Below are 20,626 nucleotides of genomic sequence, written 5' to 3'. Positions count from 1 at the left end.
AAGAGCAATGCCAAAAATAAAAATCGATGGCAAGGAATACGAAGTAGAGGCCGGACAGAACCTGCTGCATACCTGCCTGTCTCTCGGGCTGGACCTGCCCTACTTCTGCTGGCACCCGGAAATGGGCTCCGTCGGCGCCTGTCGCCAGTGCGCGGTGACCCAGTACGCGAACGAAGAAGATGAACGCGGCCGGCTTGTCATGGGCTGTATGACACCGGTTACCGATGGTGGCATCTATTCCATTGGCGACCAGTCCGCGCAGGACTTCCGCAGCGCGGTGATCGAAGACCTGATGACCAATCACCCGCACGACTGCCCCGTATGTGAGGAAGGCGGCGAGTGCCATCTACAGGACATGACAGAGATGTCCGGGCATACGGTACGCTACTACGAGGGCAGCAAGCGCACCCATGTAAACCAGGACCTGGGGCCGTTCATCAACCATGAGATGAACCGCTGCATCACCTGTTACCGCTGTGTGCGCTACTACCGCGAGTATGCAGGTGGCACCGACCTGGCTGCTCTGGGGCGCAACTACCAGGTGTATTTTGGCCGCCAGCAGGACGGCGCCCTGGAAAGCGAATTTGCGGGCAACCTGGTGGAGGTCTGCCCCACCGGCGTGTTCACCGATAAAACCTTCAGCGGCCACTATGCGCGCAAGTGGGACCTGCAGACTGCCCCTTCCGTTTGCAACCATTGCGCTGTGGGCTGCAACACCACCCCGGGCGAACGCTATGGCGCATTGCGCCGTGTGGTGAACCGTTACCACGGCGACATCAATGGCTACTTCCTGTGTGATCGCGGTCGCTTCGGCTATGAATACGTCAACAGCGAGCTGCGCCTCAAGCGCGTACTCGGTGCCGCGGAAAAAGACCTGCTTGCGACCACTGCGACAAAGGACACCAAGGTATTCCCGGAGATTTCGCCACAGAAAGGCGTGCAGAAACTTGCCGAATTACTGTCCCCGGACAGCGCCCGCCAGGTGATCGGCATTGGCTCACCAAGGGCCACCCTCGAGAACAACTTTGCGCTCCGGCAATTCGTCGGCGACGAGAACTTCTACCTCGGCGTATCCCCACGCGCCGCCAGCCTGATGGAGGGGTGCAAGTCACTGCACGCCAGCCCGGATACCCGTAGCCCGACCATTCCGGATATTGAAGCGGCGGATGCGGTTTTCATTCTTGGTGAAGATGTCTCCAATACCGCGCCCCGAGTGGCGCTGGCGCTGCGCCAGTCGGTACGCAATGCGGTACTCGACAAGGCTCGCAAGCTCAAGATCCCGACCTGGCAGGATGCCGCCGTTCGCCAGCTCGATGACGGCGAACGTTCGCCGCTGTTTATCGCCGCCACAGAACCGACCCGGCTGGCTGACGTAGTCAGCGGCCTGCTGGTAGCCGCACCGCAGGACCTGGCCCGCTTCGGCTTTGCCGTTGCGCATACCATTGATCCGAGCGCGCCCGCCGTGACCGGCCTGAGCCAGCCGCAACAACGCGCGGCGGTACAGGTAGCAGAATGGCTCATGTCTGCCCGGAACCCGCTACTGGTTACCGGCAGCGGCTGCCAGTCGGAAGACATTATCGAGGCCAGCCGAAACATCACCCGCGCGCTGGCAAAGCACCGCGCGGCACCGGTCAACACCTGCATCGTGCAGCCGGAGGCAAACAGCCTTGGTCTCAGTCTACTACAACCGGAAACACCCACTGCGCACCAGCAGCACCTGATGCAGGTTGCGCAGCTGGTGGAGGAAAACCAGGAAGCCGGACTTGGCACCTGCCTCGTGATTCTCGAGAATGACCTGTTTACCCGCATAGACCCGCACATTGCCGAGCGCCTGATACGCGGCGCCAAGACGGTTGTGGTGCTGGACGTGCTCCTGACCGGTACGACCCAACGCGCCGATCTGATTTTCCCCGCCTCCGCAGTAGTCGAATCGCAGGGTACCTTCGTCAGCAACGAGGGCCGCGCCCAGCATTTCTACCCGGTCTATGAAGGCTCGGACTACATTCAGGAAAGCTGGCGCTGGCTGGCCGATGCCGCACTCTACTTTTGCCAGCACAACACCGAGTTCCCGCCCCATATTGAAGCCATGGCGAACTGGGAACACACCGCGGATGTGGACGCCGCCCTGCAGAATGCGGTCCCCGGTCTTGCAGGCATCAGTGAAATACCCCCGGATCGCAACTTCCGTATCAGCGGCCTCAAGGTCGCACGCCAGACGCATCGCTACAGCGGCCGCACCGCCATGTACGCCAACCTCTGCGTGGCGGAGAAGAAGCAGCCTGTGGATGACGACAGCCCACTGTCCTATTCGATGGAGGGTGCACACAGCGAGGCGCCACCGGCGCTGGCTTCCAGCAGCTGGGCGCCCGGGTGGAATTCCAACCAGTCCATCAACAAGTTCCAGGACGAGGTCGGTGGCCATCTGCGCGGTGGTGAATCCGGGCTGCGCCTGACACTGGAAGAGGCCGGTTCAGACAGTGGCTGGAAGACGGAGATCCCCAATGCGTTTGCCGCGGACCCCGAGCAGCTGCTGATCGTGCCCCGTTACTGCGTATTCGGTTCCGATGAGCTGAGTAATGAAGCACCGGGGGTACGCGAATTATCTGCCCGCGCCAAACTGCTGGTTTCCTCACTGGATGCGGACCGCCTCGATATCCGCAACCATGACAGGGTCGGCCTGCAGATTCGTGACCAGGACCTGGAGCTGGATGCCGAGCTCTGTGCCGACCTGCCCGCGGGCATGGTCTGCCTGCCGATGGGTATTCCCGGCCTGCCCCATATCGACCTGGATATCAGCGCTTACGCCGGCCTGCGCCTGGTACAGCGCGCCGCGACCGCCCCGGTCTCGCGCAATCCAAGCCCCGATATCGCCCCTGAAACAGGAGGCCAGCAATAATGGAAGCCGTAACCGAGCCAAGCGTGCTCGCCACCCTGCTCAATATCGGCGGCATCTTGCTTGCCGCCGTCATCTTTGCCGCACTGCTTACCTGGGGCGAGCGCCGCCTGCTGGGTTTCTGGCAGGACCGCCCGGGCCCCAACCGGGTGGGCCCCTTCGGCCTGCTGCAGGTGGTTGCAGATATGATCAAACTGTTCTTCAAGGAGGACTTCGTCCCCAAGTTCGCCGATATCCCGGTATTTATCCTGGCCCCCACCATCGTCATGATCGCCATGCTGATGGGCTTTGCGGTGCTTCCCATCGCACCGGGCATCGGCGTCATCGACCTCAATATCGGCCTGCTGTTTTTCCTCGCCATGAGTTCCATGGCGGTCTACAGCGTGATACTCGGTGGCTATGCGTCCAACAACAAATATGCCCTGCTTGGCGGCCTGCGCGCGGCCGCGCAGACTGTCAGTTACGAAGTCTTCATGGGCATCAGCCTGATGGGCGTGGTGATGATGGCCGGCACCTTCAACCTACGCGAGATCGTACTGGCCCAGGAAGGCGGCTGGTACATAGTGCCGCAGTTCTTCGGTTTCCTGGTGTTCCTGGTTGCGGGTATCGCAGAGAGCCATCGCCTGCCATTCGACCTGCCGGAAGCGGAGCACGAACTCACCGCGGGTTTTCACACCGAATACTCCGGGATGAAGTTCGGCATGTTCTTTGTCGGCGAATATCTGTCCGTCATCCTCATCTCCGGCCTGATCACCACCCTGTTTCTCGGTGGCTGGCTGGGGCCATGGCTGCCGCCGCTGGCCTGGTTCCTGATTAAGACCTTTGTGCTGGTGGTGTTCTTTGTGCTGCTGCGCGCCGCCATTCCACGGCCGCGCTATGACCAGCTGATGGACTTTGGCTGGAAGGTGATGCTGCCGGTGTCCTTGATCAACCTGCTCGCGACCGCCGCGATCCTAATCTCATAAACGGAGTGCGCAATGATCCTGAGTCAGATAAGAAGTTTGTGGCTGGTTTTCAAGCACCTGTTTAACAAGAACGACACGGTGCAGTACCCGGATGAAATGCCCTACCTGGCGCCGCGCTATCGCGGGCGCATCGTGCTCACGCGTGACCCGGATGGGGAGGAACGCTGCGTGGCCTGCAACCTGTGCGCCGTGGCCTGCCCGCCGGATTGCATTGCCCTGCAGAAAACCGAAGATGAGAACGGTCGCTGGCAGGCGGAGTTTTTCCGCATCAACTTTTCACGCTGCATCATGTGCGGCCTGTGCGAAGACGCCTGCCCAACCTATGCCATCCAGCTGACGCCGGATTTCGAAATGGCCGAATACGACCGCCAGAACCTCGTGTATGAAAAAGAGGATCTGCTGATCGACGGCCCCGGCAAATATCACGAATACAACTTCTATCGCGTGTCCGGCAAGGCCATCGGCGGCAAGGACAAGGGCGAAGCCCTCAACGAAGAAGAGCCCATCAACGTCAAGAGCCTGATTTCGTAGCCATGGAACTGTTCTATTTCTACCTCGCCGGCACCGTCGCGATACTCGCAACCGCAATGGTCATCACCCGCCTCAATGCCGTGCATGCGCTGCTGTACCTGATTGTCTCCCTGCTGGCCGTGGCCTGCCTGTTCTTTCAGCTGGGCGCGCCGTTCGCGGCGGCGCTGGAAGTGATTGTCTACGCCGGCGCCATCATGGTGCTGATGGTGTTTGTGATCATGATGCTGAACCAGGGTGACGCTGCCGTGCAGCAGGAAAGTGCGTGGTTGAATCCGAAGCTGTGGGCCGGCCCCGGTATTCTTTGCGGGATCCTGCTGCTGCAGCTTGCGCTGGTCGTTTTACTTGGCGGCGGCGGTTCCAGTGAAGGCTTTGCGCCAAAGGCAGTACCCACCAAGGAGGTGGGCATTGCCCTGTTTGGCCCTTACCTGATCGCCGTGGAGCTGGCTTCGATGGTGCTGCTGGCCGGGCTGGTTGGCGCCTTTCACCTCGCCCGACCGGCCACCCGCAAACACACGGACTCTGCCACAGGCAAGGAGCGCAACAATGGCTGACCTCGGCACTGGCGGATTCCTGATACACGGGCTGGTAATTGCCGCGATCCTGTTCTGTCTCGGCATCGCGGGCCTGATGGTGCGCCGCAATATCCTGTTTATGCTGATGTCGATCGAAATCACGCTCAACGCCGCAGCACTGGCCTTTATCGTCGCCGGCGCCCACTGGGGTAATGCGGACGGGCAGGTGATGTTCATTTTCATCATCACCCTGGCTGCAGCCGAAGTGGCCATCGCGCTGGCACTGGTCTTACAGATCTTCCACCGCTTCAAGTCGGTGGACGTCGACAATATGAACGCATTGAGGGGCTAGCATGCAGGACTATATCGGCTGGGTACCGCTGCTACCGTTTATCGGCTTTGTTTTGCTGGCCGGCGCAGCATTGTTTCGAAAGCAAGAAATCCCAGAGACGCTATCGGCAATCATTGGCGCCGGCTCGGTCGGCCTGGCGGCGCTGCTGGTAGCGCTGATCGGGCGGGAGTTCCTCGCCAATGGCGCAGAGCCATTCACGGTCACTGCCTGGCAGTGGATTGACACCGGGGGCCTGCAGGCCGGCTTCAGTTTCTATATCGATGGGCTCACCCTGGTCATGCTGGGTGTGATTACCGGCGTCGGTTTCCTGATCCATCTTTACTCCGCCGGTTACATGCGTGGCGACGACGGCTATCGACGCTACTTCTCCTACCTGAACCTGTTTGTCAGCGCCATGCTGATACTGGTCATGGCCGACAACCTGGCACTGCTCTACCTCGGCTGGGAAGGTGTGGGCCTGTGCAGCTACCTGTTGATCGGTTTCTGGTACAAGGACGCCGCCAACGGCGCCGCCGCGAGAAAAGCCTTTATCGTTACCCGTGTGGGTGACACCGCCATGGCCATCGGCCTGTGTGTGCTGTTCATGCACTTCGGCACCCTGGATATCCAGCAGATCAACGGCGAGGCCGGTGCGCCAGGCGTCGATGCTGGTATTGCCACACTCGCAGCACTGCTGCTGCTCGGCGGCGCCGTCGGCAAGTCCGCGCAGATGCCACTGCAGACGTGGCTACCGGATGCAATGGCCGGCCCCACCCCGGTCAGCGCCCTGATCCATGCCGCAACCATGGTAACTGCAGGTGTATACCTGATCGCGCGCACCCATCCGCTGTTCGAGGCCTCGGAGTTTGCAATGATGGCGGTCGCTACCGTCGGCGCCCTCACCCTGTTTATCGCCGGCTGCAGCGCGCTGGTGCAATCCGACATCAAGCGGATACTGGCATACTCCACCATCAGCCAGATCGGCTACATGTTCTTCGCCCTCGGCGTCGGCGCCTGGAGCGCTGGCATCTTCCACCTGGTCACGCATGCGTTTTTCAAGGCCCTGCTGTTCCTGGCCGCCGGCTCGGTGATCCTGAGCCTGCACCATGAACAGGACATCTTCCGCATGGGCGGACTGCGCAAGAAGATGCCGGTGACCTTCCTGAGCTTTGTCATTGGCTGCGCCTGCCTGGCCGCACTGCCATTTACTTCCGGTTTCTACAGCAAGGACGCCATTCTCTTACAAGCCTGGAATCATTTTGGCGGCCTGCACTGGCTGTGGCTGCTCGGCACCCTCGGCGCCATCGTTACCGGCGTATACAGTTTCCGCCTGCTGTTGCTGGTGTTCTTCGGCAAAGAGGGCAGCGCCAGCAAGCACTGCAACGATGCCAATACCGCAATCATGAGCGGGCCCCTACTGGTGCTCTGCACACTGGCACTAGCCGGTGGGCTGCTGACGCTGCCACTTGCCGGTGTATTCACAACAGACCCTGCCCAAACCGGGCAACTGGTGATCAACCATACCGCAGAGATCATCGCGATCGCCGCACCGCTGATCGGCCTCGCCATCGCCCTCTTCGCGTTCCGCAAAGGCTGGTTCGCCGAGAATGCAGGCAGCAAGACGTGGTTTGGCAAACAGCTGGCGCCCTGGTGGCGCAACGGCTGGGGTTTCGATGCAGCCTATGATGCACTCCTGGTGCGGCCTTTCACCGGCCTCGCCGGACTGAACAAAAGTGACATCGTCGACAGTTTCTACAAATTCACGATCCAGGTGAGCCAGGTACTGCACCGCCAGCTATCCGCAACACAGACCGGGCAATTACGCTGGTACGCCATGACCATGGTAGCCGGATCCATCTTCATACTGGCACTGGTGGCCCTGCTATGATCCAGATAAGCATCATCTCCATCCTGTTCGCCGGCGGCGTACTGGCCTGGCTCTCGGAACAGTTCAGGCCGGACGGCAGCCGCTGGGTTTCCCTCGCAAGCATCGTCGCCTGCCTGCTGCTGTTGATGAACTTCAACGGCAATGTCAGCGCAGCACTGTCCGGCACTAGTGTGGCGGCGCAGGCGCAGTGGTGGGAACTGGTCAGCGCCGAGTGGATCCCGCGCTTTGGGGTCAACCTGATTCTGGGGCTCGACGGCCTCAGCTACCTGCTCATACTGCTGACCCTGCTGCTGGGTATCGCCGGGGTACTCGCCTCCTGGAAAGAGATTCATGACCGGGTCGGGTTCTTCCACTTCAATTACCTTTGGACCCTGGCTGGCATTGTTGGCGTGTTTACCGCACTGGACCTGTTCCTGTTCTTCTTTTTCTGGGAAGTGATGCTGATTCCCATGTTGTTCCTGATCGCAATCTGGGGGCACGGCAACCGCATCTATGCGGCAATCAAGTTCTTTATCTTCACCCAGGCCAGCAGCCTGCTGATGCTGTTCGCGATCGTCGCGCTGGTGTACTTCAATTACCAGAACACTGGTGTGGTGACCTTTGACTACCGCCAGCTGCTGGACCATGGCCTCGCACCCACGACAGCCTTCTGGCTGATGCTCGGCTTCTTTATCGCGTTTGCGGTAAAACTGCCGGCCGTGCCGCTGCACACCTGGTTACCGGATGCGCACACCCAGGCACCAACCGCCGGCAGTATCATCCTCGCCGCCATCCTGCTGAAAACCGGCGCCTACGGTCTGATCCGCTTTATGCTGCCGATCTTTCCTGAGGCCAGCGCCGCCTTTGCGCCGGTAGCCATGGCCATCGGTGCGATCAGTATCCTCTACGGGGCCAAACTGGCATTTGCACAGAGCGATATGAAACGCCTGGTGGCCTATTCCAGTGTCAGCCACATGGGCTTTGTGCTGCTGGGCATCTTTGCCCTCAACACCCTGGCCATCCAGGGCGCCATCATGCAAATGATTGCTCACGGCCTCAGCACTGCGGGCCTGTTCGCACTGGTGGGCATGATCCAGGAGCGTATCCATACGCGCGAAATGGACCGCATGGGCGGCCTCTGGATCAAGGCGCCGCGTATGGCTGCCATTGCCCTGTTTTTCGCCGTTGCCTCCCTCGGTCTGCCGGGGCTTGGCAACTTTATCGCGGAGTTCACGGTTTTACTGGGCGCCTTCCCTACAAACCGGCTGGCAACTGTGCTCGCCGCGATTGGCCTGATCGGTGCGGCGGTCTATGCCCTGATCATGATGCAGAAGGTATTTTTCGGAAAAACCCGCGACCAGCAGGCAGACGAACCGCAGGCTTTTGCCGACGTAACGCCGCGCGAGAGCGTACCGCTACTGGCCATGGCGCTGCTGCTGGTGGCACTCGGGCTATTGCCCAAGCTGGTGTTTAACCTCAGCGCCCCCAGTGCCGAGACCATTGCCCAGGCTGCGCAATCTGTACTGCCAAGCAGCAGGCTGGCGGACACAGGCGCAACACCGGCACTCCGGCAATGGCCCTGAACAATCAATGGCGGCTCGCACCCATGAATCACAACAAGAGCAATACCCATGAATGCTGAAGCACTCCAGGCGTTAACACCCATCCTCACGCTCAGCGGTGTGATCATACTGCTGATGCTGATCGTTGCCTTCCTGCGTAATCATCGCCTGACGCTTGGCCTGACACTTCTGGGGATTGCGGTAACCGTCTGGTCAACGCTTAATGTGTCGCCTTTGCTGGAGACAGACCCAATCGCCGTTACCGGCCTGCTGGTTGTCAGCCGCGAAAGCCTGCTGTTTTACCTGCTGTTCCTGCTGAGCGCAGCGGTGGTCTCGATTCTGGCTTTCCATAGTTTTGAGCAGGGCACCGCGATCCAGCCGGAGGACTCCGGCGAGAAAAGAAACAAAGGTGATTTCCACACCCGCCCCACCTTTCAGGAAGAGTTTTACCTGCTCCTGCTGATATCGCTGCTGGGCGCGATAGTGCTGGTCTCCGCCAGTCATTTCGCCACCCTGTTTCTCGGGCTGGAACTGATGGGTCTCGCCCTTTACGCACTCATTGCATTCCCGGCGATTCACGCCAATCGCAACAGCCGCAGCAAGGACCAGGCACTGGAAGCGGGCTTCAAGTACCTGGTGCTTTCCGCGCTCGCGACGGCGTTCCTGTTGTTCGGTATTGCGCTGATCTACGCGCAGTATGGCCAGCTGCAGTTCGCCGCAATCAATGCTGCTGCGGCGGCAGGTCAGGGTACGCCGGTGCTGCTTGCCATCGGGCTGGTGCTGCTGCTGATCGGCATTGCGTTCAAACTTTCTCTTGCGCCTTTCCACTTCTGGACCCCGGATGTCTACCAGGGTGCGCCCACCCCCGCGACAGCCTATGTGGCTACCGTCAGTAAAGGTGCGGTGATCGCCATTACCCTGAAACTGTTTTCCGACATCGGCGCCTTCGAAATGCGCGCCCCCATGCAGGTCTTTGCCGTACTGGCAGTAACCAGCATGCTGGCCGGAAACCTGCTTGCGTTGCAACAGGAGAATATCAAGCGGCTGCTGGCCTACTCCTCCATTGCCCATATCGGCTACCTGATTGTGGCGTTTCTGGTGGGCCGGCAGGAATTCGGGCGCGAGGCGGTGATCTACTACCTGGTTGCTTATATCGTGACCACACTCGGGGCATTCGCCGTGGTAAGCCTGACTGCAGATTATGCACGGCGGGCCAATACTCAGAGCTCGCCATACCGGATCAGCTTCTACAAGGGCATGTTCTGGCGCTCGCCCTGGCTCGCAACCAGCTTCACCATGATGCTCCTGTCCCTGGCCGGCATTCCGCTCACCATCGGTTTTATCGGCAAGTTCTATATCTTTGCAGCCGGCGTGCAGGCCGGTTACTGGGCGCTTCTAAGCGCCGTAATTCTGGGCAGCGCCATTGGCCTCTACTACTATCTCAGGATTATTGTGATGATGGTGCAGCGCCCCGGCGCTGTTGTGCATGACGATGCGTCGTCCGGCGAAGTGTCGCCGGGCGAAGTGTCGCCCAGTGCTAAACTTACCCATGAGGGAGTCAGTATTGCCATCAGTGGGCAAATGGTTCTTGCAGTTCTGACCGTTGCATTACTCGCGTTTGGCATTTTCCCCCAAATCCTGATTAACTGGATTCAGTAACACCCGGAAAGTCACCAACCTGAACAGGCCAATCACAATAAAAGAAACGCCAGCAGTACCGGCACGAGAGCAATAAAACGCGCCTTCCGCGACGCGTCCACGAAAGGGTTCAAACATGAAGACATTCAAACAAGCGCGGGATGTCCTGGAGGATGCAAAGAAATTTCATCAGGACATGGCGGACTACTACACCGACCTGCAGGATACCACCGAAGACGCCCGCACACGGCTGCTGCTCGACCATATGATCGAGTTTGAAACGCGGCTTGCCAACAACCTCAAGAACTACGGCAGCGTTGCGCCGGAAAAATTCATGAACACCTGGCTGCAATACACCCAGGAGGAGAATGCCATCGATTTCCTGCGTAAGCAGGAACTTGGCGAAAAGCCGGGCATCAAGGACATCAATCGCCTCAGTCGGGAAGTGGATAATTACTTCTCCGAGCTGTACAAGGAAGTCTATGCGCTGATCGAGTCGCAGGAAGCCAAGGAAGTGTTTGATAACCTCAAACAGATCCAGGACAAGGAACGCATTACCCTGTCCATGGCGACCAACTCACTCTGGGATATGTGAGTCCCTGAATTTGTTAAGCCCAGAAACAAAGAAGCCCGGCAAAAGCCGGGCTTCTTTGTTGGGCTGTACTATTTAGAACTCGTATTAGAACTCGTAGCGAGTACGGACATAGTAGAAGCCGCCTTCAAAGCCGCTCGGTGAGAACTGGCTGTAACGGTTACCAACACCGTCTGCAGCACCCGGGTTCTCGTCCGGCAGTTCGTCCAGAAGGTTCTGGGCGCCGATCACAACAGACGCGTTGTCATTGAAGTTGTAGGCAACTTCCGCATCCACAATGATCTCATTGCCGTAAACCTGGCCATCTTCAGAGTCAAACCACTCGTCGTAGTGGCTGACGCGCGCCATGAAACGCCAGTCGCCCAACAGGGTGTTGGAAGACAGGTTCCAGCGGGTGCCCGGCAGGCCTTCCTGCAGCTCGCGGATACGGGTCTCGTCGATGGTGGTCGGCGTGTAGCTGTCGACATTGGTATCGGTCTTGTTATACGCGAAGCTGAAGTCCGTGCTGTCACCGATCGCATCCGTGGAGTAGGACGCAACGATATCGAAGCCCTTGGTGGTGGTATCGAAGTCGTTGGTGAAGAAACGGAAGTTCTGCAGGTTCGCTGCACTGGTCACACCGGACGCTACCAGGTCGTCGATTTCCATCTGGGTCAGGGAGTAGTTCTGCGACGGCGCGATACGGTCTTCCACTTCGATATTGAAGTAGTCAACAGTGATATCCACTTCGCCGATGCTGAATACCGCACCGATGGTCCAGTTGGTGGATTTCTCCGGATCCAGCGCCTCACCGCCACGCAGTGCCGCTACCGGGTTGGTAGACGGGATGGTGCCGTTGTTAACCAGGTCGCCGAGGGCCAGGTCAAACTCGGTGGAAACGTTGAACGCGTTGGACTGGCCCGGGGTCGGTGCACGGAAACCGGTGCTCCAGGAACCGCGCAGGTTGACGTTCTCGCTCACCGCAACGCTTGAGGAGAGCTTGCCGTTGGTGGTGGTACCGAAGTCTTCGAAGTCCTCGAAGCGCAGCGCCATGCCCATCAGCCAGCCTTCAACAACATCCGCTTCCAGGTCCACATACGCAGCCACGTTGGAGCGGCTCCACTTGCCACCGGCCAGCGGGCCAAAGCCCGGGAAGCCGTTTGAGGCAGCACTAAAGCCCTGCTCCGCCAGCGGGCCAATCTCATAGGAAGCCTGGTCACCGGTGGTGATCTCGAACACTTCATCGCGCCATTCGAAACCGGTCGCAACGCTCAGCTCGGAAGCGAGGCCAACGTCATAGCCCTTCACAAAGTCTGCGTTGAAGGTTTTTTCCAGCTGGGAGTAGTCACCCGGGTTGAAAGAAGTCGGGGACTGCGGCCCGAGGGAAGCGTTAACAGTGTTGTAGATAAAGAAATCCACATCGTTGTAGCCGAGGCCCGCGCTGATGTCGTAGTCCCAGCCGTTTTCCATGGTGCCGCGTACACCGGCAACCCCTGCCAGGTCGGTCACGTCACCGCCAAAGCGCGGGGTAAATCCGCCCGGGAACATTTCCTGGAAAGACCAGCACTCGGCGCTGTTCATGGCATCGGCGTGACTGAAGCCGGCACAATCCATAATGCCGTTGCTCGGGTCCAGGTCTCCGATCAGCGGGGTACCGCCATTCGCGTACACTGCACCACGGGTTTCCGGGTTACGGAAGTAGAAGCCACCGTCCACAGTCTTGGAACCGTAGTTACCGAAGCTGTAGAACTCCTTGTTGCCACCGAGGTCAACGCCCATGTTGAACACGGCCTTGAGGTCGTCTTTCACTTCCGGACGGCCCCATACCTGCGCCGGGTTGGCAACGTCAGTGTTACCGGCGGCAATCAGTGCGGCCGCATCGTTGCGCTGCACGCTGCGGTCAGTCGCGTCGGTGCTGCCGTATTCAAAGCTGACGTTGGCAAAACCATTGGCAGTGAACGGCATGCCGTAGTTGGCCGCTACGGTAAACTGGTCACCGTCGCCTTCATAGAACTGGCCGGCCTTGATCTCTACACTGCCACCTTCGGCAGCATCCTTCATCTTGAAGTTGATCACGCCGGCGATGGCGTCGGAGCCGTACTGGGCCGCAGCACCGTCACGCAGGACTTCCACCTGGTCCAGTGCAATTGCCGGAATCATGGAGATATCCGGGCCCTGGGAGCCGTCGGATACACCATTACCGAGCCAGGTAATGACTGCAGCGCGGTGACGACGCTTGCCATTTATCAGCACCAGAGTGTGATCCGGAGCGAGGCCACGCAGGTTGGCCGGGCGCGCGATACTGGCCGCGTCACTGATCGGCTGCGTGTTGACGTTATAGGAAGGCACCACATTGCGAATCAGGGTGTTCAGGTCGGTGTCACCCTGGTTAAGGAAATCCTCTCCGGTAACCACATCGATCGGCACGGCGGAATCGGTAACGGAGCGCCCTTCAACGCGCGTACCGATTGTGATGACCTCCTCAAGGACCTTGTCGTCGTCCTGGGCCAACACGGGCTGGCTCGCCATGCTAATGGCAAGCGCCAGCAAGGAAACCGGTGTCGTCAGCTGGTTTTTTCTCTTCATGATCTTCCCTAAAATTTTCGTTCTGGTTTTCGTATGCTCGCGCTTCTTATTGGCGCAGAGCAACACTTTCACAAATATTTCGCAAAAACAATGCCAACTATGTTTATTCCAGTGCCAAAAAGTTACAAGTTGGTGCATATGGCGCATGCGTACCAAGTACGCCGCTCCGCAGATGTGACACACCTCACACTTTTCTACCCGCTGTGCCTTTTTCTATATCCACTCAGCACTTAACATCGTTAAAGAACTGAAATGAAAAAAGGATTTCAAGGATGAAAACTCGCGCCGCCGTTGCCTGGAAAGCCGGAAGCCCGCTGGAGATCGAAGAAATTGAACTGGCCGCACCAAAACAGGGCGAGGTGTTGCTCCAAATGGTGGCAACCGGCGTCTGTCATACCGATGCCTTTACCCTGAGCGGCGAAGATCCGGAAGGTATTTTCCCGGCAGTACTCGGACATGAAGGCGGCGCGATCGTACAGGAAGTCGGCCCGGGTGTTACCAGCGTTGCCCCGGGCGACCATGTCATCCCGCTCTATACGCCGGAATGCGGCCAATGTAAGTTCTGTTTGTCAGGAAAGACCAACCTGTGCCAGGCCATCCGCGCAACGCAGGGCAAGGGCCTGATGCCGGACGGCACCAGCCGTTTTTCCAAAAACGGCGCGCCCATCTATCACTATATGGGTACTTCCACCTTCTCGGAATACACTGTGGTCCCGGAAATCGCCGTGGCCAAAATCAACAAAGCCGCACCGCTGGACAAGGTTTGCCTGCTCGGCTGCGGCATCACCACTGGCATTGGCGCGGTGCTGAATACCGCGAAAGTCGAACCGGGCTCTACCGTTGCGGTGTTCGGGCTCGGCGGCATCGGCCTGTCTGTTATCCAGGGGGCGGTGCTGGCCAGGGCCGAGCGCATCCTCGCCATCGATATCAATGAAGACAAGTTTGAAATGGCCAAAATGCTCGGCGCCACCGACTGCGTAAACCCCAGGGATTACGATGCACCCATCCAGGATGTGGTGGTGGAGCTGACCGATGGCGGTGTGGATTACTCTTTCGAATGCGTAGGCAACACCAACCTGATGCGCTCCGCGCTGGAGTGCTGCCACAAGGGATGGGGTGAATCCGTGATTATCGGGGTGGCCGGTGCCGGCCAGGAAATCTGCACGCGCCCGTTCCAGCTGGTCACCGGGCGCGTATGGCGCGGTACTGCGTTTGGCGGGGTCAAGGGGCGCACGCAGCTGCCGGACTATGTGGAGCGTTACATGAAAGGGGAAATCAAGATCGACGAGATGGTGACCTATTCTATGCCACTGGAAGATATCAATCGTGCTTTCGACCTGATGCACCAGGGCAAGAGCATTCGCTCAGTCATTACATTCTAGGGGCGCAACAGATATGGAACAGGTATCGGAGAACCGCTGCTTCGGCGGGCGCCAGTTGCGCTTCAAACACGAGTCATCCAGCACCAATATCCCAATGCATTTTTCCGTGTTCCTGCCGTCCAGCGCGGAGACGGCCAAAGTGCCTGCACTATTCTGGCTCAGCGGTCTCACCTGCACCGATGAGAACTTTGTGCAGAAGGCGGGGGCGCAGCGCTACGCGGAAGAATTCGGCATGGCACTAATCGCCCCGGATACCAGCCCCCGCGGCGAAAGTGTCGCAGACGACCCGGATGGCGGCTGGGATTTTGGCCTGGGTGCCGGTTTCTATGTTGACGCGACGGAGGCACCGTTTGCGGCAAACTACCAGATGTACAGCTACATCAGCCGCGAGCTGCCGGAACTAATCAAAAACCATTTTCCGGTAGACCCCAGGCGCTTTTCCATCTCCGGTCATTCCATGGGCGGGCATGGTGCACTCACCATCGCCATCAAACACCCGAAGTTATTCCGCTCGGTTTCCGCATTCGCCCCGATATGCGCACCCAGCCAGTGCCCATGGGGGCAGAAGGCATTGACCGGCTACCTGGGCAGTGATCAGGCAACCTGGCGCGAGTACGATACCTGCGCGCTGGTGACAGACCGCGGGTGTGATTTCCAGTTACTGGTAGACCAGGGCAGCTCCGATCAGTTTCTGCTGGAACAGCTACAACCCGATCTGCTTCAAAAGGCCTGCCTGGATGCCGAAGTGGACCTGACCCTGCGTATTCGCGATGGGTATGACCATAGCTACTTCTATATCGCCAGCTTTATCGGCGAACATATAAGATTCCACGCGGAGTCAATTTAATCGGCAGGAATCTCTAACTTACAAAACTGACAGATACAAAAAAGCGATCGGAGGGCTGTTGCCTCGATCGCTTAGACCAACAGTAGATCTGGACTGAACCGCTCATCTCACTGGGTGCTGCCCGCTGCGGGCCTGTTTACGGTGTTTGTCCAGTCAGTTACGGACCGCTTTTAATATGCCCCGGTCACGCCGGGGTCTCCCGGGAATCTTTACTCTCAACACTCTCTGTTACTGAGTTAATTCAATAGTAAAGTCCCAGCCCCCGGCTCCCAATTTTTCTGATCGTCTTTTTTTATCGTCACGCCTTATTTGGAAGCACCGATCGCCCAAGCTATAAAATCCGTGGTTAACCAATCGGGTTTGTGCCATGGAGTTTGAGTTTATCGCGGCGACCCTGTTCAATCTGGGCGTCAACATTATCTACACCTTCCTCGCCCTATTTATCGGCGTCGCCTCGCTGTTGATCATCGACAAGAAACTAATGCCCGGGATCAAGATCGAGCAACAGCTCAAGGCGGGCAACGTCGCCGTGGCGATCTTCGCTTCCACCATCCTGCTATTCGTGGCCTTTATTATCGCGTTCGGCATGAAAGGCTGAGGCATAAATAGTCCGATGCGCATCTTGGTCTGCATGCTGGTTGTTACCGCATTGCTGATGGCACCCAAGATCTGGCTGGATTCGCGCCAGGACCACGCCGTGCCGCGCCTGCCCAGCGCCGCCTATCGCAATGCCTCCCCGGGGCGCATCGTCTACGACGACCAGACCGGCACAGTGCTGGTTGATGGCACCGCCCTGCCCCTCAGTGATATCGCCATCCGCCGTAGCATCAGCAAACGACCGCCGAACACGCAGTCCTATATCGTCATCTGGGATTGGCTCGGCATCAAGGAAGTAACTGCGTCTGCGCGCGGACTGGATGGCAAGCATTACATTGCCAACAGTTTCCTGGTGGGCTTCAAGCCGTTTCACACAGACAAGATCTGGGTACCGCTCTACACCATTGCGATGCGCAAGCACTACGTAAAGGATGACCAGAGCTACGCCGGCCTGCAGGACATCTGGCAGAACTCCCGCCAAGGGTTTTACCAGCGCCGCGGCGACTGCGAGGATCATGCGATTGTCCTGGCAGACTGGCTGATCGAACTGGGTGTGGATGCGCGGGTAGTGCTCGGCACCCACAAAGGCGAGGAGCACGCGTGGGTGGTGGCGATTATTGACGACAAGGAATACCTGCTGGAGGCGACCAGCAAGCGCCGCTCAACCACCTGGGCCTCCATGCCGCTGGCCAAACTCGCACTCGGCTACCGGCCGAAGTTCCAGTTCAATCGTGAGTATTTCTGGAGCCTGTCCGAGGAAGGTCACGAAAGTGTGCACATTGGCGAGTACCGCGGCGAACTGTGGAACCGCAAGTCGCGGTTTGTCTCGAGCAAGAATATTTAGCTTGAACGTTTCAGGGGCTTGATCAGGCCTTCCAGACCCTCCATCCGAATCTCCAGTGCCAGCGCCATCAGCTCCCCCAGGCGCCCGTTCGGAAACTCACCCTTGCGCGCAAACCAGAGCAGATACTCTTCCGGCAGGTCGATCAGCACACGCCCCGCATACTTTCCGAACGGCATCTTCATGGTGGCCAGGGCTTTCAGGTCTTCAGGATTCATAATTTCTTCAGTTGTACGTGATTGCCGAAAGTGCTTTTTAAGACCGTCGGCCGCATGGACGCGGCCGTCGAGCGTACAGGGATGTATTTACAGCGTGTCTTAAAAAGCACGTTGGCGAGCGCGTTTATTGCAGCTGGGTTTTCGTTTTGCCACAGCGCTGGCAGCGATACTCGGTCACCAGCTTGCCCTGTTTCACATCGAACTTGCGCTCGGTGACCACCTGCCACTTGTGGAAGCCATCGCGACAAAGGCTCTTGCCCTTGTGGCGCTCCCAGGGTGTTTTCTTCTTGAACTGGATTACGTCGCCCATCCGCGGCCTCCTGTTAAACAACTTCGCCGGCAGCGTGCGCGGAACTCCAGGCCCACTGGAAGTTGTATCCGCCGAGCCAGCCGGTCACGTCCACCACCTCGCCGATAAAGTACAGGCCCGGCTGCTTCTTCGATTCCATGGTACGCGAACTCAGCTCATCCGTGTCCACGCCACCCATGGTCACCTCGGCAGTGCGATACCCCTCGGTGTCTTCCGGCCACACGCGCCAGGTTTGCAAGCGCTCACCCAGCTCCGCCAGTGCCTTGTCACTGAACTGCTTGAGCGGGCGGTTCTCGCCCTCGGGCAGAAAGAACGCGGCCAGCTTGCGGGTCCAGAGGCTGGAGAGCACCGTGAGCAACTGGCTGTCCGGCTTGTGCGCACGCTGTGCGAGCATGTACTCACCCAGGTCGCCATCCGGGTACAGGTTGAAGTCCACCGGCAGCCCCGCCTTCCAGTAACTTGAAATCTGCAGTACCGCCGGGCCGCTGAGACCCTTGTGGGTGACCAGCATCGCCTCACGAAAGCTGCCCTCACCCATACTCGGGTGCGCGCAGCTGGCCACCACCGGCGTGGCGCTGCCAGCCAGTTCCGTCATGGCCTCGCGCAACTTCTTCGCGGTGACAAATGGCACCAGCGCGGCATAGGTGGGCAGCACTTTGAGGCCAAACTGGCGTGCGATATCAAAACCGAAGCCGGTCGCGCCCATGGTTGGAATCGACAGGCCGCCGGTGGCGACCACCAGAGATTCGGCATGCACCCGTCCCAGTGCCGTATGCACCAGATAACCGTGTTCAAGCGCCTCGATCCTGTCGACCCCACACTTGGTGCGCACCTGCGCCCTGGCCGCGCGGCATTCCGCCAGGAGCATATCGAGGATGTCCCGCGACTTGTTATCGCAGAAGAGCTGGCCGAGGGTCTTCTCGTGATAGGGAATACCGTGCTTCTCGACCAGGGCAATAAAGTCCCACTGGGTATAGCGGGCCAACGCAGACTTGCAGAAGTGGGGATTGGCGGAATAGTAGTTTTCCGGCGCGCAGTAGTAATTGGTGAAATTACAGCGACCGCCGCCGGACATCAGGATTTTCTTGCCGACCTTGTTAGCGTGGTCCACCACCAGCACACTGCGGCCACGCTGCCCGGCCACTGCGGCACACATCAGTCCCGCAGCGCCGGCGCCGATGATCAGTACATCGACCTGGCTAGGAAAATCGCTCATCAGGTTTTCGGGAGTGTCACTCCGGTCTGGCCCTGATACTTGCCACCGCGGTCTTTATAAGAAGTCTCACATACCTCATCGGACTCGAAGAACAGCATCTGCGCCACACCTTCGTTGGCATAGATCTTGGCCGGCAGGTTGGTGGTGTTGGAGAATTCCAGGGTCACGTGGCCTTCCCACTCCGGCTCCAGCGGGGTCACATTCACGATGATGCCGCAGCGCGCGTAGGTGGATTTGCCCAGGCACACGGTCAGTACATTGCGCGGGATGCGGAAGTACTCCACGGTGCGGGCCAGCGCAAAGGAGTTCGGCGGGATGATGCACTCGTCTGCAGTGATATCCACAAAGCTGGACTCATCGAAATTCTTCGGGTCTACCGTGGCAGAGTGCACATTGGTAAAGATCTTGAACTCGTTGGAGCAGCGCACATCGTAGCCATAGCTGGAAGTGCCGTAGGAGATCAGGCGATCACCGTTGTCACCGTGGCGCACCTGGCCGGGCTCGAACGGCTCGATCATGCCCTGCCCTGCTGCCATCCGCTTGATCCACTTGTCCGACTTGATTGCCATAGGTGCTACTGCCTCACTGCTGCTGGTTGGTTCTGGTTCTGCTTTCTGTCTAGATAGCAGCCCAGCCCTTGTCGTACGGGGGCTGGAGAGGCACGCATCATAGCGGTTTTGCCCCCTGCACAAAAGCCGGACAGGCCGTCATCCCGGACCTGCAAGCCCCACAACCACTGCCACCCAGGCACTGTTTGCACATACAGTATTGATACTGTATAAATACCCACTATTGCACTGTATAAACAAACACAAAGGCATCGAAGGCAACTCGAGAGGTACACGAGGTAGTTAGCAGAGCGGCCGCCCAAAGGACTTCAAGGGGAAGCACAGCATGAAAAACCTGAGCCAGAACAACAAGTTAGCGCAAATCCTGCAGCGCCCCGATATCTGGCAGGCCGGCAAGGATGGCAGCGGCACCCCAGCTGACTCCCAGACCAGGGGCCCGAGTACCGGCCATCACCTGCTGAACTGCGCCCTCGCGAACAAAGGCTGGCCCAAGCATGGCAGCACCGAACTGCTCATAGAGACTGAAGGTTCTGGTATAGGTGTCGGCGAACTGTCCCTGCTCAGCCCCCTGCTGGCCGAGCTGACCCAGCAACAGAAGACCGTGGTCTTCGTAAACCCGCCGAAGAAGCTGAATCCCGGCGCGCTGGCGGTAGCCGGCGTGCGCATCGAGCACATCCTGATACTGCAACCGAAGAACAACCGCGACGAGCTCTGGGCCATTGAACAGAGCCTGCGCTCCGGCTGCGTAGCGGCACTGATCAACTGGCAGGGCGAGCAGCACCTGACCGACCGCGACCTGCGCCGCCTGCAAGTAGCCGCCAAGGAAAATCACTGCCTGCATTTCCATATCCGCCCGGCCGCCTACGGCCAGAGCCCGTCCCCGGCACCGCTGCGGATCAACCTCGGCAAGATTCCGGGACACATGAAGATCGAGGTACTGAAGCAGGCCGGCGGCCCCAGCGGCCAGGTGGTGTACCTGCCGCGCGGCATCCACCGCACAGACAAGCGCAAGCCTGTCGCGGCACAACCGCAACAACAGCAGAGTGCACGGGTGGTATCAGTGACTTCCGGCAGGAAGGTTGCGTTACCGCAGCAGAAGCAGGCTGGAGGATTGGGGTTGTGGCATTAATACCAGGATAAGAACCAACAAAAAAGCCCCGCGGTGCGGGGCTTTTAGCATCGAACAAAAC

General features: G+C 58.9%; 19 protein-coding genes. 14 read left to right on the top strand and 5 right to left on the bottom strand.

Annotation, left to right across the window (positions count from 1 at the left end):
- The first annotated feature begins 7 nt into the window (after positions 1-7).
- From nuoG to QSJ80_RS05025, 9 genes are all read left to right on the top strand, one after another.
- Complete coding sequence (gene nuoG / locus QSJ80_RS05065; RefSeq protein WP_285763241.1) at positions 8-2,896, top strand: NADH-quinone oxidoreductase subunit NuoG; 2,889 nt, start codon at positions 8-10, stop codon at positions 2,894-2,896.
- Positions 2,896-3,858, top strand: a complete 963-nt coding sequence (gene nuoH, locus QSJ80_RS05060) for an NADH-quinone oxidoreductase subunit NuoH (protein ID WP_285763240.1) — start codon at positions 2,896-2,898, stop codon at positions 3,856-3,858. Before nuoG ends, nuoH begins: the two co-directional genes overlap by 1 nt.
- 12 nt (positions 3,859-3,870) lie before the next feature.
- A complete protein-coding gene (gene nuoI, locus QSJ80_RS05055; protein ID WP_285763239.1) occupies positions 3,871-4,389 on the top strand; it encodes an NADH-quinone oxidoreductase subunit NuoI in 519 nt (172 codons plus the stop codon).
- 2 nt (positions 4,390-4,391) lie between these two features.
- The gene (gene nuoJ, locus QSJ80_RS05050) at positions 4,392-4,940 is read left to right on the top strand and encodes an NADH-quinone oxidoreductase subunit J (protein ID WP_285763238.1); all 549 of its coding nucleotides are present in this window, start codon (positions 4,392-4,394) and stop codon (positions 4,938-4,940) included.
- Positions 4,933-5,253 (top strand): NADH-quinone oxidoreductase subunit NuoK, encoded by a 321-nt coding sequence (gene nuoK / locus QSJ80_RS05045; protein ID WP_285763237.1) that lies wholly within the window; start codon positions 4,933-4,935, stop codon positions 5,251-5,253. Before nuoJ ends, nuoK begins: the two co-directional genes overlap by 8 nt.
- A gap of 1 nt (position 5,254) precedes the next feature.
- Positions 5,255-7,120 (top strand): NADH-quinone oxidoreductase subunit L, encoded by a 1,866-nt coding sequence (gene nuoL / locus QSJ80_RS05040; protein WP_285763236.1) that lies wholly within the window; start codon positions 5,255-5,257, stop codon positions 7,118-7,120.
- The gene (nuoM, locus tag QSJ80_RS05035) at positions 7,117-8,682 is read left to right on the top strand and encodes an NADH-quinone oxidoreductase subunit M (RefSeq protein WP_285763235.1); all 1,566 of its coding nucleotides are present in this window, start codon (positions 7,117-7,119) and stop codon (positions 8,680-8,682) included. The genes nuoL and nuoM overlap by 4 nt, the downstream gene beginning before the upstream one ends.
- Positions 8,683-8,730: 48 nt before the next feature.
- Positions 8,731-10,320, top strand: coding sequence for an NADH-quinone oxidoreductase subunit N (locus QSJ80_RS05030; RefSeq protein ID WP_285763234.1), 1,590 nt, complete (start codon positions 8,731-8,733; stop codon positions 10,318-10,320).
- Positions 10,321-10,435: 115 nt separating this feature from the next.
- Entirely contained in the window at positions 10,436-10,894 is a 459-nt protein-coding gene (locus QSJ80_RS05025) for a hypothetical protein (RefSeq protein ID WP_285763233.1), read from the top strand.
- Between the two features lie 84 nt (positions 10,895-10,978).
- Here the strand turns inward: QSJ80_RS05025 and QSJ80_RS05020 are convergent, their stop codons facing one another.
- On the bottom strand, positions 10,979-13,456 hold the full coding sequence (locus tag QSJ80_RS05020) for a TonB-dependent receptor plug domain-containing protein (protein ID WP_285763232.1): 2,478 nt from the start codon (positions 13,454-13,456) through the stop codon (positions 10,979-10,981).
- 272 nt (positions 13,457-13,728) lie between these two features.
- Between QSJ80_RS05020 and QSJ80_RS05015 the strand changes: the two genes are divergently transcribed.
- The 4 genes from QSJ80_RS05015 (at position 13,729) to QSJ80_RS05000 (ending at position 17,126) form a co-directional block, all read left to right on the top strand.
- Positions 13,729-14,838, top strand: a complete 1,110-nt coding sequence (locus QSJ80_RS05015) for an S-(hydroxymethyl)glutathione dehydrogenase/class III alcohol dehydrogenase (RefSeq protein WP_285763231.1) — start codon at positions 13,729-13,731, stop codon at positions 14,836-14,838.
- A 13-nt stretch (positions 14,839-14,851) separates the two neighbouring features.
- Positions 14,852-15,685, top strand: coding sequence for an S-formylglutathione hydrolase (gene fghA / locus QSJ80_RS05010; protein ID WP_285763230.1), 834 nt, complete (start codon positions 14,852-14,854; stop codon positions 15,683-15,685).
- Positions 15,686-16,052: 367 nt separating this feature from the next.
- Positions 16,053-16,283 (top strand): DUF350 domain-containing protein, encoded by a 231-nt coding sequence (locus QSJ80_RS05005; RefSeq protein WP_285763229.1) that lies wholly within the window; start codon positions 16,053-16,055, stop codon positions 16,281-16,283.
- Between the two features lie 15 nt (positions 16,284-16,298).
- Positions 16,299-17,126 carry a transglutaminase domain-containing protein gene (locus QSJ80_RS05000; RefSeq protein ID WP_285763228.1) on the top strand — a complete coding sequence of 276 codons (828 nt, stop codon included), beginning with the start codon at positions 16,299-16,301 and terminating at the stop codon, positions 17,124-17,126.
- On the opposite strand, the gene QSJ80_RS04995 is transcribed toward QSJ80_RS05000, so the two are convergent.
- From QSJ80_RS04995 to dcd, 4 genes are all read right to left on the bottom strand, one after another.
- Entirely contained in the window at positions 17,123-17,341 is a 219-nt protein-coding gene (locus QSJ80_RS04995) for a DUF3820 family protein (RefSeq protein ID WP_285763227.1), read from the bottom strand. The two genes, QSJ80_RS05000 and QSJ80_RS04995, sit on opposite strands and share 4 nt — an antisense overlap.
- Positions 17,342-17,465: 124 nt before the next feature.
- The gene (locus QSJ80_RS04990; protein ID WP_285763226.1) at positions 17,466-17,651 is read right to left on the bottom strand and encodes a hypothetical protein; all 186 of its coding nucleotides are present in this window, start codon (positions 17,649-17,651) and stop codon (positions 17,466-17,468) included.
- A gap of 13 nt (positions 17,652-17,664) precedes the next feature.
- Entirely contained in the window at positions 17,665-18,867 is a 1,203-nt protein-coding gene (locus tag QSJ80_RS04985) for a BaiN/RdsA family NAD(P)/FAD-dependent oxidoreductase (RefSeq protein WP_285763225.1), read from the bottom strand.
- Positions 18,867-19,436 carry a dCTP deaminase gene (gene dcd, locus QSJ80_RS04980; RefSeq protein WP_285763224.1) on the bottom strand — a complete coding sequence of 190 codons (570 nt, stop codon included), beginning with the start codon at positions 19,434-19,436 and terminating at the stop codon, positions 18,867-18,869. Before dcd ends, QSJ80_RS04985 begins: the two co-directional genes overlap by 1 nt.
- Before the next feature lie 325 nt (positions 19,437-19,761).
- Here dcd and imuA point away from each other — a divergent pair, with 325 nt between their 5' ends.
- Positions 19,762-20,565 (top strand): translesion DNA synthesis-associated protein ImuA, encoded by an 804-nt coding sequence (gene imuA, locus QSJ80_RS04975; protein WP_285763223.1) that lies wholly within the window; start codon positions 19,762-19,764, stop codon positions 20,563-20,565.
- Positions 20,566-20,626: the final 61 nt, after the last annotated feature.

Source organism: Biformimicrobium ophioploci (assembly GCF_030270605.1).
In the GTDB taxonomy this organism is placed as follows: Bacteria; Pseudomonadota; Gammaproteobacteria; order Pseudomonadales; family Cellvibrionaceae; genus Biformimicrobium; species Biformimicrobium ophioploci.
The sequence above is the reverse complement of the archived record's forward strand: the minus strand, read 5'-3'. Positions and strand labels throughout refer to the sequence as shown.

What these genes read in the sequence shown, in the direction of transcription:
- QSJ80_RS05005 (WP_285763229.1), top strand. Translation starts at nt 16,053, where the DNA reads ATGGAGTTTGAGTTTATCGCGGCGACCCTGTTCAATCTGGGCGTCAAC.
- dcd (WP_285763224.1), bottom strand. Translation starts at nt 19,436, where the DNA reads ATGGCAATCAAGTCGGACAAGTGGATCAAGCGGATGGCAGCAGGGCAG.
- QSJ80_RS05015 (WP_285763231.1), top strand. Translation starts at nt 13,729, where the DNA reads ATGAAAACTCGCGCCGCCGTTGCCTGGAAAGCCGGAAGCCCGCTGGAG.
- QSJ80_RS05025 (WP_285763233.1), top strand. Translation starts at nt 10,436, where the DNA reads ATGAAGACATTCAAACAAGCGCGGGATGTCCTGGAGGATGCAAAGAAA.
- nuoK (WP_285763237.1), top strand. Translation starts at nt 4,933, where the DNA reads ATGGCTGACCTCGGCACTGGCGGATTCCTGATACACGGGCTGGTAATT.
- nuoG (WP_285763241.1), top strand. Translation starts at nt 8, where the DNA reads ATGCCAAAAATAAAAATCGATGGCAAGGAATACGAAGTAGAGGCCGGA.
- QSJ80_RS04995 (WP_285763227.1), bottom strand. Translation starts at nt 17,341, where the DNA reads ATGAATCCTGAAGACCTGAAAGCCCTGGCCACCATGAAGATGCCGTTC.
- nuoM (WP_285763235.1), top strand. Translation starts at nt 7,117, where the DNA reads ATGATCCAGATAAGCATCATCTCCATCCTGTTCGCCGGCGGCGTACTG.
- QSJ80_RS04990 (WP_285763226.1), bottom strand. Translation starts at nt 17,651, where the DNA reads ATGGGCGACGTAATCCAGTTCAAGAAGAAAACACCCTGGGAGCGCCAC.
- nuoH (WP_285763240.1), top strand. Translation starts at nt 2,896, where the DNA reads ATGGAAGCCGTAACCGAGCCAAGCGTGCTCGCCACCCTGCTCAATATC.
- imuA (WP_285763223.1), top strand. Translation starts at nt 19,762, where the DNA reads ATGAAAAACCTGAGCCAGAACAACAAGTTAGCGCAAATCCTGCAGCGC.
- QSJ80_RS05030 (WP_285763234.1), top strand. Translation starts at nt 8,731, where the DNA reads ATGAATGCTGAAGCACTCCAGGCGTTAACACCCATCCTCACGCTCAGC.
- QSJ80_RS05020 (WP_285763232.1), bottom strand. Translation starts at nt 13,456, where the DNA reads ATGAAGAGAAAAAACCAGCTGACGACACCGGTTTCCTTGCTGGCGCTT.
- nuoL (WP_285763236.1), top strand. Translation starts at nt 5,255, where the DNA reads ATGCAGGACTATATCGGCTGGGTACCGCTGCTACCGTTTATCGGCTTT.
- QSJ80_RS04985 (WP_285763225.1), bottom strand. Translation starts at nt 18,867, where the DNA reads ATGAGCGATTTTCCTAGCCAGGTCGATGTACTGATCATCGGCGCCGGC.
- fghA (WP_285763230.1), top strand. Translation starts at nt 14,852, where the DNA reads ATGGAACAGGTATCGGAGAACCGCTGCTTCGGCGGGCGCCAGTTGCGC.
- nuoI (WP_285763239.1), top strand. Translation starts at nt 3,871, where the DNA reads ATGATCCTGAGTCAGATAAGAAGTTTGTGGCTGGTTTTCAAGCACCTG.
- QSJ80_RS05000 (WP_285763228.1), top strand. Translation starts at nt 16,299, where the DNA reads ATGCGCATCTTGGTCTGCATGCTGGTTGTTACCGCATTGCTGATGGCA.
- nuoJ (WP_285763238.1), top strand. Translation starts at nt 4,392, where the DNA reads ATGGAACTGTTCTATTTCTACCTCGCCGGCACCGTCGCGATACTCGCA.